The organism is Pseudomonas sp. MWU13-2105 (genome assembly GCF_023242315.1).
Lineage (GTDB): Bacteria > Pseudomonadota > Gammaproteobacteria > Pseudomonadales > Pseudomonadaceae > Aquipseudomonas.
Genome location: NZ_JALLIY010000006.1, coordinates 127665 through 142880 on the forward strand (window position 1 = coordinate 127665; position 15216 = coordinate 142880).

Sequence of the window (15216 nt, forward strand, 5' to 3'; positions counted from 1 at the left end):
CTTCCCCTCAAGAAATCAGTTTTTCCAGATCTTCGAGGGATAGACGTTTGAGGGCCTCCAGGGATTTAGCCAATTCGTCCTGAACAGGCGACGAACCAGCGCGCAGCACTTCGATCCGTTCGCAGAACGCCAGCAGGCTGTCGGTCTGGAACAGTTCCTTGAGCGGTACCTTGTCGCCCAGGCGTTCTCCGATCCGACTGACCACCAGGGTCGCCAACAACGAATGGCCGCCCAACTGGAAGAAGTTGTCGTCCAGGCCCACCTGCTCGATCCCCAGCACTTGCGCCCAGAGCGCCGCGACCTGGCATTGCAGCTCGCTTTGTGGCGCCTCGTAGCGCGGCTGTCGGGGCCCGCTGCCGAGGGCAATCAGGGCCTTGCGGTCGAGCTTGCCATTGGGGGTCAGCGGCAAGGCCTCGACCAGGTGCAACTGGCCGGGCAGCATATGTGCCGGCAAACGCGCGGCCAGGGCCGTCCTGAGAGCGGTGACAAACGCCTGGGCATCGACCGTGCCCGGCGGCGTCACCACATAGCCCTGCAAGTGCTTGCCCGCCGCATCCTCCTGGGCCAGCACCACCGCTTCGCGAACCGACGGCTGCTCGAGCAGACAGGCTTCGACTTCGCTCAACTCGACACGGAAACCCCGAATCTTCACCTGATGGTCGGCGCGACCGATGTACTCGATTCGCTCGCCCTCGCCCTGGCGCACCAAGTCGCCGCTGCGGTACAGGCGCTCACCGTCCGTGCCGAACGGGTTCGGTACATAACGCTCGGCGGTCAGTCCGGGCCGCCCCAGGTAACCCCGGGACACCCCGGCACCGCCCAGGTACAGCTCGGCCGCGACCCCGGCGGGCAACAGTTGCAGAGCGGGATCGAGCAGATAGGCCTGGGTGTTCTCCAGCGGGCGTCCGATATTGGCCGTGCCCTGGGCGATGCGCAGGGTGAAGGTCGAGTAGGTGGTGTCTTCCGAAGGACCATAGAGGTCATACACCTGGCGCACCCGGGTCCCGGCATAGAGCGTATCCACCAGCGTCTGCTTGAGCGGCTCGCCGGCCAGGTTGAGGGTGCCGACCGTGGCCGGGATCTGCCCGGCTCGCAGCAGCGCGGCGATGGCCGAAGGCACTGTGTTGATCAGCGTGACCCGCTCGCGGGCCGGCAGCTCCGCCAGCGCCAGGGCATTGTCCGCCAGCACCAGGCAACCGCCGCCGGCCAGGGTGACGAAGATCTCCCAGACCGACAGGTCGAAGCAGATTGAGGTCGAGGCCAGCACCCCGCGCAGTTGCTCGCGGTCGTAGGTCTGCAATGACCAGTGGATCAACGCCGCGAGATTGTCGTGGGTGATCGCCACGCCCTTGGGCTGGCCGGTGGAGCCCGAGGTGTAGATGACATAAGCCAGGTTCTGCGCGCAGCTGTCCACGGGCGGCGCGCTGGCCGGGTAGCTCGCCAGCCAGGCATCGCCCGCCTCCATCAGCAGCACCGGGGCGGGTAGCTCATGCGGCAGGCGTTCGAGGAGGATGGCTTCGCTCAGCAACAGCGTTGCGCGGCTGTCGTCGAGCATATGCAACAGGCGCTCGCGCGGGTATTCGGGGTCCAGCGGCACATAGGCGCCGCCGGCCTTGAGGATCGCCAGCAGGGCAACGATCAGCTCCGGGGTGCGGCGCAGGCACACGCCGACCCGCACCTCGGGGCCGATGCCGCGTTCACGCAGGAGGTGGGCCAGGCGATTGGCGCGCCGGTCGAGAGTGCGGTAGTCCAGTTGCCAGTCGGCGAACAGGATTGCCGGGGCGTCAGGTTGATCGGCCACCCGGACCGCGAGATGCTCAAGCACATGGCTCCGGGCCCGCGGCTTGAAACCTACAGAAGAGCTCCGGCCCCAGTCGAGGGCGACCTGGCGCTCGGCCGGATCAAGCAGCTCCAGAGCCCCCAGCGACTGCTGCACATCGGCCATGAACTGGCTCATCAGGTACTCCAGTTGCCGGCCTAGTCGCGCCACGCCAGCGGCATCGAAACCGGCCCGGTCGTAGCTGCAATCCACGACCAGTTCGCGCCCCGTCTGCGCCACCAGGGTCAGCGGATAATTGGTTTGCTCCGAACGTTCGAGCGCCGCGAACTCGGGGCCCACGCCCGACGCCTGGTCCAACGCTTCGGCCATCGGGTAATTCTCGAACACCAGCAGGCTGTCGAACAATCCGCCCGCGCCCAACCCCGCCCAGCGCTGGATCTCGTACAGCGGCGTCTGCTCGTGCTCGCGCAACGCCAGGTTGAGGTCCTGCACCTGTTGCAGCCACTCGCCCACCGTCAGCCGCGCGTCAGGGCTCGCCACCACCGGCAGGGTGTTGATAAACAGGCCGATCTGCTGCTCGACCCCGGGCAGGTCGGTCGGACGCCCGGCCACGGTGGCGCCGAAGGCCACGCAATCCTGGCCGGTATAACGCTGCAACAGCAGCAGCCAGGCGGCCTGCATCAGGGTGTTGAGGGTGACTTTGCGTTCCCGGGCGAAACGGCCCAACCCGACCGTCAACGTCGCGCTGAACACATGTCGATGTTCCGCGTAGCCAGTCGCCCATGCGTGACTGCCCAGCGTGCCGGCCAGGCGGGTCGGCTCCTGCAACCCGGCCAGGGTCGCGTGCCAGAAGTCCCGGCTGGCGCGGGCATCGCGCTGGCCGAGCCACTCGATGTAGTCGCGATAACTGCCGACACTCCGGGCAACCGCGATCCCGGCATAACGTTGCAGCACTTCGCCAAACAGCTGCGAGGTGCTCCAGCCATCCATCAGGATATGGTGGCTGGTGTAGATCATCTGGTATTCGGCCTCGCCAGTGCGCACCAGCGTCACTCGCAACAAAGGTCCGCGATGGGGTTCGAAACCGGCGGCGAGGTCGGCTTGCGCCAACTGCTCGAAGGCCACCCCAGGGTCGAGGCGCGCGCGCCAGTCGTGAACCGCCACGGGCATCTGCTGCGAACGCAGGACGATCTGCAGCGGGGCCGCCAGCTCCTGGGGCCAGACAAATACCGTGCGCAGCATGTCATGGGCCTGCACGGTCTGCTGCCAGGCCAGTTGGAAGCGCTCGACATCCAGGTGCCGCACGCTGACCCGCAGTTGGTTGATATAGGCCGCGCCCCGCGGATCCTCCAGATGATGGAAGAGGATCCCCTGCTGCATCGGCGACAGCGGATAGATATCCTCGATCTGCGGCGCCGCTACCGGCAGCCGCCGCAGTTGCCCGGCACTGAGGTTCGCCAGCGGGAAGTCCGACGCGGTCACACCCAGTTGCCCACCCTGGCAACAATGTTCGATCAATTCGCGCAAGGCCTGTTCATAGGCGCGGGCCAGGGCCTCGATGGTTTCCGGCCGATACTGCTGGCGGTTGAACGCCCAATCCAGTTGCAGCTCACCGTCGAACACCTGGCCGTTGAGGCTCAGGCCGTCGCCCGGCGGCGCATCCTCGGGCTGGTTGCGCCCGGTGGATTCGCCGGTGGGCACGAATAACGCGCCGTCGGCCTCGACAAAACTGCCGTCGAACTGGCCCAGGTAGTTGAAGGTCACCCGCGCCTGTGGCAAGGCCGCCAGTTGCCGGGCAAAGTCGGCATCGCCCAGGTAACGCAGCACGCCATAGCCGATGCCCCTGTTCGGCACCGCGCGCAATTGTTCCTTGATCCCGCACAAGGAAGCGCCCGGCTCCGCCTGCGGGGTAAGCCGCAGCGGAAACAGGCTGCTGAACCAGCCCACGGTGCGACTCAGATCAAGCTCGTCGAACAGGTCCTCACGACCGTGACCTTCGAGCTGGACCAATACCGAAGGGTGCCCGCTCCAGTCGCACAGCACCCGCGCCAGGGCCGCTAGCAGCAGGTCGTTGACCTGGGTGCGGTAAGCCGTGGGGGCAACCTTGAGCAGTTGCCGGGTCAGCGTCTTGTCCAGGCGTGAGCTGGCATGAGCGGCTTCGCCGGCAGGCACTTGCCCCGAGGCAAGCTCCAGCGGCAACGCCTGGAGATCGTCCGCCAGGGTTCGCAACCAATAATCACGCTCGGCCAGCAGAGGTTCGCTGCGAGCATAGCCATGCAACTGCTCGGCCCAGGTTTGCAGCGAACTGCTGCGCACGGCCGCCACCGGCGACTGCCCGGCGACGCTGGCGCTATAGGCCTGCTGCAGGTCTTCCAGCAGGATCCGCCAGGACACGCCATCCACCGCCAGGTGATGGATCACCAGCAACAGGCGCTGCTCGCCGGCGGGCAGATTGACCAGCAGCGCCCGCAACAACGGACCGTTCTTCAGGTCCAGGCTACGCTGGGCCTGATCGGCCAACCCCGTCAGCTGTGCCGGATCGGCGAGTTCGCGGAGCCACAGCAGATCGGCCGTGGTTGCCGAAGCGTAATGCGCCTGCCATTGACCGTCCTGCTGTGCGAAGCGCAGACGCAGGGCAGCGTGCTGCGCCAGCAGCGCCATGAGTGCCGTTTGCAGGGGGCCGGCGTCGAGCGGCGCGCGGGGTTTGAGCATCAGCGACTGGTTCCAGTGCTGGCGCCGGGCGATGTCCATCTCGAAAAACCGGGCCTGGATCGGCAGCAGCAACTGCTGGCCACTGACCCGCGCCATGACCTCGCGCGCCGGCTTATTCTCGATCCGCTTCGCCACCGTCGCCAACTGGCCGATGGTCTGCTTCTCGAACAACTGCTTGGGACTGAGGCGGATGCCCAGGCGCTTGGCCCGGGCAATGATCTGCAGGCTGAGGATCGAGTCGCCGCCCAATTCGAAGAAGTTGTCGCGGCTGCCGACCCGCTCCAGCTTGAGCACATCAGCCCAGACCGCCGCCAATTGCTCTTCGAGCTCGCCGAGCGGGGCGACATAGCCCTGCTGAACCGCCCCTGGCTGCGGCAGCGCACGCCTGTCCAGCTTGCCGTTGGCAGTCAGCGGCAACTGCTCCAGCAGGACGATCTGCGCCGGCACCAGGTAATCGACCAAACATGCCTGCAACTGTTGTCGCAGGTCATCGACCGAGCATGGCGCAGCCGCCGCCACGACACAGTAGGCAACCAGTTGCAGGCGCCCGCCCGCCTCATCCAGCGGCAACGCCAGGACCACCGCCTGGGCCACGCCAGCGAGGCCCTGGAGAACCCGGGCGACTTCCGCCGGCTCCACCCGGTAACCGCGAATCTTCACCTGGTCGTCAGTGCGCCCGAGGAATTCCAGCAGCCCCAGGCGTGTGCAGCGCATGCGGTCGCCGCTGCGATAGACCCGCGCGCCCGGCGCACCGAAGGGATCGGGCAGGAAACGTTCGGCGGTCAGCCCCGGTTGCCCGAGATAGCCCAGAGCGACACTGGCGCCACCGATATACAACTCGCCCGGCACCTGCTCGACGGCGATATTGAGTACGTCATCCAGAACATAGCCGTGGGCACCCGGCAAGGTTCGGCCCACCGCGATGCCACGGGCATGCGGATGCAGCGTCAAAACCTCGTTCGCCAGCACGCCGACGGTGGTTTCGCTGGGGCCGTAGTGATTGATGAAGCGGCAGTCCGGCTTGAGCGCCCGGACCTGCTCGAACAACGCCGACGAACAGGCTTCGCCACCGACGATCAGCGCATGCCAGGGCAACACGTCGGCCGGCTCGGCCGCCTGTAGCAACGCCGCGAGATGAGCGGGAACGATCTTCAGGACGCCGACCTGATGCTCGCGCATGTACCCGGCAAAGCGCTCGGGGTCGAAACCCAGTTCCTCGGGCAGCACATGCAGGGTCCGTCCGGAACACAGGGCGCCGAACAGCATGGTGTGACCGAGGTCGGCGGCGATGGTCGAGACCAGCGCCATGCTCGCCTCGGGCGCCAGCGCCAGGTGTTCCAGCAGACCGCTGACGTAGCTGGCCAGCGCCCCGTGGCTGACCAGCACGCCCTTGGGCAAGCCGGTGGAGCCGGAGGTATGGATCACGTAGGCCGGGGCCTGTTCCGCCAGGTCCAGGGCCGGCGCGCTATCCGCTTGATGACGCCATTGCTCAGGGACGTAAGCCTGGCCGACACAACCGGCGACGGTCAGCGTCGTCACCCGCGGATCGCCTTCGGCACACAGCAGCAGGCGCGCGCGCGCGCGTTCGAGCATCGGCCGCAAACGTGCCTCAGGCGCCTTGCTGTCCAGTGGCATGTATACCGCTCCGGCCTTGAGAATCCCCAGGACACAGATCAGCCAGTCCAGCGAGCGCTCCATCAGCACCGCCACCGGCTCGCCGACGCCGACGCCCTGCTCGCGCAAATGATGGGCAAGGCGATTGGCCGCCTGGTCCAGTTCAAGGAAACCCAGGGTCTGGTCGAGACAGCGAGCGGCCAGCGCCTGGGGCTGGCGTTGCACCTGGGCGTCCCACTGTTGCAGCACCGGAGTCGCCCGACCACGGGGTTCCGTGGCCAGGACCGGCGGGCGGTTTTCCAGGCTCAGCAGCGGCGCGCGCGGGGCCCGTAGTACCGCGTCGAACAGACGGAGCAGCGAGGCAATAAAGCCTTCGATAGTCGAAGGCTGGTAGAGGTCGCTGGCATAGGTCATCTCACCGAGAATCAGGTGGCCGGCATCGGTGATGTCCAGGGCCAGGTCGAAGTGGGTACTGTCCTTGTGCAGCGGGTACTCCTCGACCGACAGGCCCGGCAGGTTCAGGGCGCGCCGTTGCTGCAGGCCGACGTTCTGGTTGAACTTGGCCTGGAACAGCGGGTTGTGGTCCAGGCTGCGTTGCGGCGCCAGGGCATCCACCAATTGTTCGAAGGGCAGCTCCTGGTGCGCCTGGGCGCCAAAGCTGCTTTCCCGAATCCGCGCCAGCAATTCAAGAAAACTCTCGCGCTCGTCGACCTCGCAACGCAGCACCTGGGTATTGACGAAGAAACCGATCAGGTCCTCGATCTCGGCCCGGCCACGGTTGGCGTTGGGCACCCCGACGCGGATATCCCGTTGCCCGGCGTGCCGGGAGAGGAACCAGGCGTAGCCGCCGAGCACCAGCATGAACAGGCTCAGGCCCTGGCCGCGGGCAAAGGCCTGCAGCCGCGCCGAACGCTCGGCACCAAAATCGAAGCGCAGGGTCCGACCCTGGAAGCTCTGCAGCGGCGGACGCGGAAAATCGGCGGCGACATCCAGCAGCGGTTGTTCCTCGCCCAGTTGCCGCCGCCAGTAATCCAGCTGCCGCTCACCCTCGCCGGCTTCCAGCCAACTGCGCTGCCAGAGCGCATAGTCGGCGTACTGCAAGGCCAGCTCCGGCAACCCGGGCTCGCGGTTCTGGCGGAAGGCCTGATAGCCCTGCACGAACTCCTTGACCATCACGTCCATCGACCAGCCGTCGGAGACGATATGGTGCATGCACACCAGCAGCACCCATTGCTCATCGTCGAGCCGGATCAGGCTGGTCCGCAGCAACGGGCCGCTGAGCAGATCGAAGGGTTGCGCGCTGAGCGCGGCGACCCGCGCGGCCAACTCGGCCTCACGAGTCTCGGTGGCGCAGGCCGTCAGGTCGATACGCTCCAGCGGCAGCGCCTGCTGTTCAAGGATCACCTGGCGCGGTTGCCCGTCGTCGATCTGGAAACGGGTACGCAGCACTTCGTGGCGCCGGACCAGATGTTCGAAGGCGCGCTGCAAGGCGCTTTCATCCAACTGACCGCGCAGACGCAAGGCGGCGGCCATATTGTAGGCCGCGCTGTCCGGTTCGAGCTGCCAGAGGAACAGCAGGCGTTGCTGGGCATAGGACAATGGAAGCAGCGTCTGCGCATGGCGGCTGACCGGCACCGGCAGCAGGCTGAAGTCCTTGCCCTGCTGGCTCAGGCGGACGAGGAACTGCCGCCGCTGTTCCAGCGGCAGGCCGATAAACCGTTTGGCAAGACTCAATGCGGCCTGGGCACTCATGCTCCCACCTCTTCCAGCGAACTCATGAACTGCTCCATATCATCCCAGTCGTTCTCGCCGACGCCCTCGGCGAGGCTTGCCACTTCCGCGGCAAGGTCACCCAGCACGGGATGTTCAAACAGACTGCGCAGGGGCAGGCTGACGGCCAGGCGCGCCTTGATCCGGGCGCTCACCTGGGCGGCGAGCAACGAATGCCCACCCAGCTCGAAGAAATGGTCGTCGAGCCCGACCCGGGGCACCCGCAGGACCTGTTCCCAGATCTCGGCCAGGCTGCGTTCGATCTCGCCTTGGGGCGCCCGGTAGCGGGCCTGCAACTGACTCGGATCGGGCAACGGCAAGGCCTTGCGATCGAGCTTGCCGCTGGGGGTCAGGGGCAGGCGCGGCAACAGCAGCAGGTGGGTCGGCACCATGTAGTCGGGCAAGCGGCCTTGCAGCAAGGTCTTGACCTGCTGGCGCAAGCTCGCCGGGTCCGCCGCCTGTTCCGCCACCAGGTAACCGACCAGTTGCGTGCCACCCGCCAGGGGCAACGCCAGCACGGCGGCTTCGCGCACGCCCGGACATTGCAACAGGCGGCCTTCAACCTCGCCCAACTCGATGCGGAAACCGCGAATCTTCACTTGGTGGTCGACCCGACCGACGTACTCCAGGGCGCCATCGGCACGCAGGCGCGCGCGATCACCGCTGCGGTAGAGGCGTTCGCCAGGATTGAACGGATCGACGATAAAGCGCTGGGCACTGAGGGCCGCTTGCCCCTGATAGCCGCGCGCCAGGCCCGGGCCGCCGATATACAACTCGCCGACCGCGCCCTGGGGCAACAGGTTCAGTTCGTCGTCCAGCACGAATAGCCGGCGGCCGGGCAAACCGTGACCGATGGGCACCCCGCGCCAGGACACATCCTCGGGCAACAATGTCGAACAGTCATGGGTGGTAGCGACCACGGTGGCTTCGGTCGGACCATAGGTGTTGATCAACCGCACATGCCCGAGGCCGGCGAGTGTCCAGAGACGCAGGCCGTCGACCGCCATGGCTTCGCCGCCGATATGGATCTGCCGCAGTACGCCGTAGTGTCGCGGTGGCCGGGCCGCCCAGTCCTGGACCAGCAGATGCCAGTAGGCGGCCGGCAGGTCCGCCAGGGTGATGCCATGTTCGAGGATTGCCTCATGCAGGCTTGCACTGTCCCACAAGCGGTCATCACGCAGCACCACACAGGCTCCCAGGCATAGCGGCGGGAAGAACTGTTCGACAAAGCCGTCGAAGCTGCTGGTGGCCATTTGCAGGACCCGGTCGGAGTCCACCAGTTGGCTGTATTCACTGGCCCGGGCGACGAACTCGGCCAGGGCCGCGTGACTGATCGCCACGCCCTTTGGCCGACCGGTGGAGCCCGAGGTGTAGATCACATAGGCCAGGGACTGCGGCTCGATGACAAGCGACAGGTCGCTGTCGGAAAAGGCCGAGTCGTCGAGCTGGTCCAGGCAGAGGATGTCACCCGCATGGAAAGTCGGCAGGCTGGTCAACCACGGGCCCTGGGTCAGCAACAACCGCAGGCCGCTGTCCTGCAGCACATGCTGCAAACGCTCGGGCGGGGTTTGCGGGTCCAGCGGCACATAGGCGCCACCGGCCTTGAGTACAGCGAGAATGGCCACCGCCATCTCCAGGCTGCGGGACACCGCGATCCCCACCAACACCTCGGGGCCGACGCCGCGCTCGCGCAACAGATGAGCCAGGCGATTGGCGCGGCGATTCAGTTCGGCGTAGGTCAGGTGGGGGGCACCGGCTCCCACAGGTTGCAGTTCTGCCTGGAGTTGAGTGCTGGCTTGGGGTTCGGCGAGGATCAGCGCGGCGGCGTCGGGGGTACGCCGGACCTGGGCTTCGAATAGCTGCGGCAGCAGCATGGAGTCAGTTGCCAACACTGGTTTACCGGCCGAATCACCGAGCAACTGAGCAACCTCCTCGGGCGCCAGCATCGGCAACCGCGCCAGCGCCTGTTGCGGATCGCGGCACACTGCCGCCAGCAGGTTGCGCCAGTGCCCGGCCAGGCGGGCGATGGTCGCGGCATCGAAAATATCGCTGGCGTAGGTAAAGGCGGCAAACAACTGCTCGCCTTCCTCGCGGGTTTCCAGCATCAGGTCGCTGGCGGCGGCGTGCTCCCGTGAACCCGCGGCGCCCTCCTCCGCGCCCAGGTGCCGCACTTGCAGCCCGCAGGCGAGGAGCTTGCCCTGCACATCGGTGACCAGCGGCTGGTGGTTGAACATCACCTGGAACAGCGGGTTGTGGCTCTGGCTGCGGACCGGTTGCAGGGCTTCGATCAGGGCGTCGAATGGCAGCTCCTGATGGGCCTGGGCACCGGCGGCGGCCTCGCGCACGCGGTGCAGCAGTTCGACAAAGGAGTGCTGCCCGGACACCTCGCTGCGCAGTACCTGGGTATTGACGAAGAAGCCGATCAGGCCCTCGGTCTCGCCGCGGGTGCGGTTGGCGATCAGGCCACCGACACGGATATCGGTTTGCCCGCTGTAGCGGTACAACAGGGTCTTGAACGTCGCCAGCAGGACCACGAACAAGGTCACGCCCTGGCGCTGGGCCAGGGTCTTGAGCTGCTGGCGCAGATCCGCGTCGACCTGCACTTCCAGACGCGCGCCACGATGGCTGGCCTGGGCCGGATAGGCACGGTCGGTGGGCAGTTCGAGTACAGGATGTTCTTCGCCCAGGTGTCCGCGCCAATAGGCCAGTTGCCGTTCACGCTCGCCGGCTTCCAGCCAACTGCGCTGCCACAGGGCATAGTCGCGGTAATGCACGGTCAAAGGCGACAGGCTTGGCGCATGGCCGGCGACACAGGCGTCATACAGGCGGGTGAACTCGTCCACCAGGACATTCATCGACCAGCCGTCGGCGATGATGTGATGCAGGGTCAGCAACAGCACATGTTCCTGTTCGGCCAGACGCAACAGGCGAATGCTCAACAACGGCCCCTGCTGCAGATCGAACGCCCGTCCCGCTTCCTCGACCATGGCTTGCCGGGCACGCTGTGCGCGCAGCTCCGGAGCCAGCGCGGAAAGGTCGCTGAGGGCAATGCGTACCGGACCCGGCTCGGCGACGCGCTGGAAGGCGCGCTCACCGTCCTGGCCAAAGGTGCTGCGCAGGCACTCATGGCGCTCCACCAGGGCGCTGAAGGCCTGCTCCAGCGCGGGTAACTCCAGCACCCCGTCCAGGCGCACGGCCAGCGGCAGGTTGTAGGCCGCACCGGTGGGATCGAGCTGCCAGAGAAACCACAGGCGCTGCTGGGCGTAAGACAGGCCGTCGCGTTCGACGACACCGTCACCGGCAACGATGGGCAGTAGCGAGAAATCGACGCCCTCGCGGTCCATCGCCGCCAGGAACACCCGGCGCTTCTCCTCGGACAGCGCGATAAAACGGCGGGCCAGTTGCTGTGCGTCGCGCGGATTCATTGCGCGTACCCCTCGGCCATCGCCACCACCACCTTGCGCTTGCCGGTGAACGGCGAGCGGGCGTGGGCGCAGAGCATGTTGTCGAGCATCAGCACATCGTTTTCCTGCCAGGGAAAGCGGATGGTGCAGTCGTCGAGCACGCCACGGACTTCGTCCAGCAGGTCGACCTCGATGGCCGAGCCGTCGCCGTAATAGACATTGCGCGGCAGGTCCTCTTCATCCACCACGTCGAGCAGGGTCTCACGCACTTCCGCCGGCAGGTTCGAGACATGGAACAGATGCGCCTGGTTGAACCAGACGTCCTCGCCGGTCACCGGATGCCGGGCCACCGCCTGGCAGCGCTGGCGGGTGCGCAGCTCGCCGTCGTCCTTCCATTGGCATTCGATGGCATGGGCCCGGCAATAGGCCTCGACCAGCGCCTCGTCCTCGCTGTTGAACACCTGGCTCCAGTCCACATCCAGGCCATTGCCGTAATTGCGCACGTACATCAGGCCCTTGCTGACGAAACGCTCGCGGATCCGCGCCGGCACCCGGCGATAGACCTCACGGCTGTCGCAGATCGGCGTCTCGCCACCGGTCTGTGCCGCGATCATGCTGTAGAACCAGATCTTCATCGGCCATTCGAGGGTGTAGGCCTGTTCGTTGTGCAGCGGAATGCTCTGGTGCGCCGGGTATTCGGTGGAGGTGTAGACCCCTTTGGTCACGTTGCTGCGCGGCGTGGAGCCGAATTCGTAATTGAGCAACGGATGGCCGAAACCGGCGGCGAACTCACGGAACGCCTCGGCACCGCCGACATCGAAGCCGCGCAACAGGATCCCGCCACTGCGGTACAGGTGCGCATCGATCAACGGCCTGCATTCGGCGAAGGCCTCGCGCAGGTCAAGACCGGGTTCAGGCGCCTGGATCAGCATGGGCAAGGTGCCCGACCCGGTCAGCAGCGGCCGGATATCCAAACTCGATGCATTGTTCATGACGACTCTTCTCCCTTGATCTCGAATCGCAAGTGCGGGGCCCGCGAAGGCAGCACCACTTGGCTGTGCTTCGATTAACGGATGGCCGTACAGGGAAATTAGGTGCGCCGGGCAACGTTGGTCGGATGCCCGCACGATTTCGAAAACAGCGCCCCTCTGTAGGACCGGGTCTCATGGCTTTGAAACATCTACTTTCATTTCCCTATAGGTTTTTCCAAGGCTCATCCGTCTTATCCAGATGACACCCTTAGAAATCGAGTCCGCGCTTTCCCATGTCGAAGCTTTCCACCGCGAAGAAGTCCCGCTCAAAACTCTGGTTCCTGGTCCATAGCTGGCTGGCGCTGCCCATCTGGTTCTTTGTCCTGATCGTCTGTGTCACCGGCACCCTGGCGGTGATCAGCCAGGAAATCGTCTGGCTGGCCAATCCCGAGATCCGCGCCAGCAAGCCGTTCGAGGATGCGCCACGGCTCAGCTTCGACCAGGTGATCGGCGCCATCGCCAAGAGCGATCCCGAGGTGATCGTCCAGCAGATCATTCGCCCGGACGAAGCGCATTTCGCCTTGCGCGCCGATATCAACTACCCCGACGGCCGCTCGGTGAGCGTCTACGTCAATCCCTATACCGGGGCGATCCAGGGCATCAGCCCACAGTTCGACTTCAAGCAGTTCACCCGCGCCCTGCACGGCTGGTGGCTGGTGCCGTTCGTCAACGGCTACAGCTGGGGCTGGTACCTGGTGTCGCTGCTCGGGCTGCCGCTGCTGGCCTCGCTGGTCACCGGGCTGATGGTGTACAAGCGTTTCTGGAAAGGCTTCTTCAAGCCGACCCTGCGCTTGAACCAGGGGGCGCGGATTTTCTGGGGCGATTTCCACCGGTTGAGCGGCATCTGGTCGATCTGGTTTATCGCGGTGATCTCCATCACCGGCAGCTGGTTCCTGATCCAGGCGATCCTCGCCGACAACCAGATCAGCTTCGCCAGCCGGCCGATCCCGGCGATCATTTCCCATGACAGCGCCCCCCTGATGCCCGAAGGCCGGCCGGCGCCGAGGCTCGGTGCCGACGAAGCCCTGCGCATCGCCCAGCAACGGGTGCCCGGGCTCGATTCGAGCTTCGTCAGCCTGCCGAGCAATGCCTTCAGCCCCATCGAAGTCGGCGGGCGCAGCGGCTATCCGTTGATGTACCAGACCCTGCAGATCAACCCCTACAACGGCCGGATCGAACAATCGCGCCTGCTTGCGGATCGCAACAACCTGGAGTTCCTCACCGAATCGATGCGGCCCCTGCACACCGGGGACTTCGGCGGCCTGTGGATCAAGCTGATCTGGTTCTTCTTCGGCCTGCTGCTGAGCATGATGGTCTTGAGCGGCCTGCTGATCTGGAGCAAACGCACCGCCCTGGCCACCGCCCAGGCCCTGAAACGCCGTACCCGGAGCGAACCGGCCGCCATGCCCAAACCCCGAGTCACCGCCCTGGCTGCCGAGACCTCGGAGGTAAGCCCGTGAGCAAGGCCAACGCACTGCTGACGCCCTCGCCCCTCAGTCGCCTCTGGCATAAATGGCGCTTCCATCTGAACATCCTGCTGGTGCTGATCCCCCTGGGTTTCATGCCGCGCTACTTTTCCGATGCCGCGCTGTTCCGTGGCGACACCGGCCTGGGCCAGCACCTGAATCAGCTCCAGGTCGGCCCCTGGAGACTGGAACTGGCCGAACTCTGGGACGAAGGGCCGCGTCGCGACGGGCCCGCCGGCTATCTGAAAAGCTTCAACGCGCGCCTGTGCGACGCTTGCGGCGAGCAGGTCAAGGCCGCCTACCTGCGCGTGGGCAAACCCCGCAGCCTGCGCGCCGCTGGGGTGATCTTCTTCGGCACGGCCTACCGCCTGAACGCCGTGGTACCGATTCCCGAGCGTACCCAGGGCGATGCGGAACTGTGGATCACCCTCGAAGGCTGGGACGGCTCGGTGCATCAGGCCGCCCTGCCACTGCGCCAGGCCTCCCCGGCCACCATCGCCTGGCTGGACAAACAAGGAGCCCGGAAATGATCTTCATGCCGCCCAAGGCGCTTACCACCTGCCTGCTGCTGGCGACCGGTTTCAGTACCAGCGCCCTGGCCCACAACCCGATCTGCGAATGCAAACAGCTCGATGCCGAACAGATTCAATGCAAAGGCGGCTTCTCCGATGGTAGCGCCGCCTCCGGGGTGACCCTGGATGTGATCGGCTATGACGAAAGCATCCTGCTGCCCGGCAAGCTGGGTCAGGACTCGAGCCTGACCTTCAAGAAGCCGGAGAGCGATTTCTATGTGCTGTTCGATGCCGGTCCCGGGCATATCGTTGAAATCGACCACGCGGATATCGAGGCCCCATGAGTGCAACCAGCCAGGTCGTGCGCCCTGCCGGGGCCGGCCATGAAACCCTGTATGTGCTGCTGTTCTGCCTGATCGTGTTGCTGGTTGCCGGTTCCGTGGTGGCGCTACATGGCGAGAAGCAGGCCGTCAGCAGCCTCGCGGCCTATCAGTTGGATGCACGCCGCGACCTCAGCCCCGGCGAGCAGGGTATCTACGCCGACCTGCGGGTGACGCTCGACGAGATCCACCTGTTGCAGCAGGACCAGCAGCTCCTACCCTCCCCCGAGCAACTCGGCGCGGAAGGTTTTGCGCCCTTCGCCCGGGACGCCAGCTCGGTCAGTCGCGGTGGGCATGCCTGGCGCCTGCTCGACCAGCACGCCTACTTCGGCCTGAGCCAGGCCACGGCCAGCGCCGGTTCGTTCCTGATGCGGGTCGGCGGCGATGCGAACGCCGCACCGGACATCTGGCTCAACCGTCGCAACGACCTGGCAGAGCCCGCCGACCTGGGCGACAGCGCCCTGATCGCCGGCGGCTGGCAGCGGGTGGTCGCGCAATTCGATGCCGGCGTGACCCGCCAGCATCGACACTGAACCTTCCGACTCAC

At 65.9% G+C, this 15216-nt stretch carries 7 protein-coding genes; 4 read left to right on the top strand and 3 right to left on the bottom strand.

All coding sequences use genetic code 11. From position 1 onward, the window contains the following. Window positions 1-7 precede the first annotated feature (7 nt). From M5B96_RS10420 to M5B96_RS10430, 3 genes are read right to left on the bottom strand one after another with little or no spacing between them, the layout of a single operon-like run. Complete coding sequence (locus M5B96_RS10420) at window positions 8-7858, bottom strand: non-ribosomal peptide synthetase (protein WP_248796631.1); 7851 nt, start codon at window positions 7856-7858, stop codon at window positions 8-10. Continuing rightward, a complete protein-coding gene (locus tag M5B96_RS10425) occupies window positions 7855-11301 on the bottom strand; it encodes an amino acid adenylation domain-containing protein (RefSeq protein WP_248796632.1) in 3447 nt (1148 codons plus the stop codon). The genes M5B96_RS10420 and M5B96_RS10425 overlap by 4 nt, the downstream gene beginning before the upstream one ends. Further along, window positions 11298-12272 (bottom strand): TauD/TfdA family dioxygenase, encoded by a 975-nt coding sequence (locus tag M5B96_RS10430; RefSeq protein ID WP_248796633.1) that lies wholly within the window; start codon window positions 12270-12272, stop codon window positions 11298-11300. Before M5B96_RS10430 ends, M5B96_RS10425 begins: the two co-directional genes overlap by 4 nt. A 272-nt stretch (window positions 12273-12544) precedes the next feature. Between M5B96_RS10430 and M5B96_RS10435 the strand changes: the two genes are divergently transcribed. From M5B96_RS10435 to M5B96_RS10450, 4 genes are read left to right on the top strand one after another with little or no spacing between them, the layout of a single operon-like run. Beyond that, the gene (locus M5B96_RS10435) at window positions 12545-13771 is read left to right on the top strand and encodes a PepSY-associated TM helix domain-containing protein (RefSeq protein ID WP_248796634.1); all 1227 of its coding nucleotides are present in this window, start codon (window positions 12545-12547) and stop codon (window positions 13769-13771) included. Further along, complete coding sequence (locus M5B96_RS10440; protein WP_248796635.1) at window positions 13768-14307, top strand: thiamine pyrophosphate-binding protein; 540 nt, start codon at window positions 13768-13770, stop codon at window positions 14305-14307. Before M5B96_RS10435 ends, M5B96_RS10440 begins: the two co-directional genes overlap by 4 nt. Continuing rightward, the gene (locus tag M5B96_RS10445) at window positions 14304-14633 is read left to right on the top strand and encodes a hypothetical protein (protein WP_248796636.1); all 330 of its coding nucleotides are present in this window, start codon (window positions 14304-14306) and stop codon (window positions 14631-14633) included. The genes M5B96_RS10440 and M5B96_RS10445 overlap by 4 nt, the downstream gene beginning before the upstream one ends. Then, window positions 14630-15202, top strand: a complete 573-nt coding sequence (locus tag M5B96_RS10450; protein WP_248796637.1) for a DUF6162 family protein — start codon at window positions 14630-14632, stop codon at window positions 15200-15202. Before M5B96_RS10445 ends, M5B96_RS10450 begins: the two co-directional genes overlap by 4 nt. Window positions 15203-15216: the final 14 nt, after the last annotated feature.

Coding starts and splice junctions, on each gene's coding strand:
- M5B96_RS10450 (WP_248796637.1), top strand. CDS start 14,630: ATGAGTGCAACCAGCCAGGTCGTGCGCCCTGCCGGGGCCGGCCATGAA.
- M5B96_RS10435 (WP_248796634.1), top strand. CDS start 12,545: ATGTCGAAGCTTTCCACCGCGAAGAAGTCCCGCTCAAAACTCTGGTTC.
- M5B96_RS10445 (WP_248796636.1), top strand. CDS start 14,304: ATGATCTTCATGCCGCCCAAGGCGCTTACCACCTGCCTGCTGCTGGCG.
- M5B96_RS10430 (WP_248796633.1), bottom strand. CDS start 12,272: ATGAACAATGCATCGAGTTTGGATATCCGGCCGCTGCTGACCGGGTCG.
- M5B96_RS10420 (WP_248796631.1), bottom strand. CDS start 7,858: ATGAGTGCCCAGGCCGCATTGAGTCTTGCCAAACGGTTTATCGGCCTG.
- M5B96_RS10425 (WP_248796632.1), bottom strand. CDS start 11,301: ATGAATCCGCGCGACGCACAGCAACTGGCCCGCCGTTTTATCGCGCTG.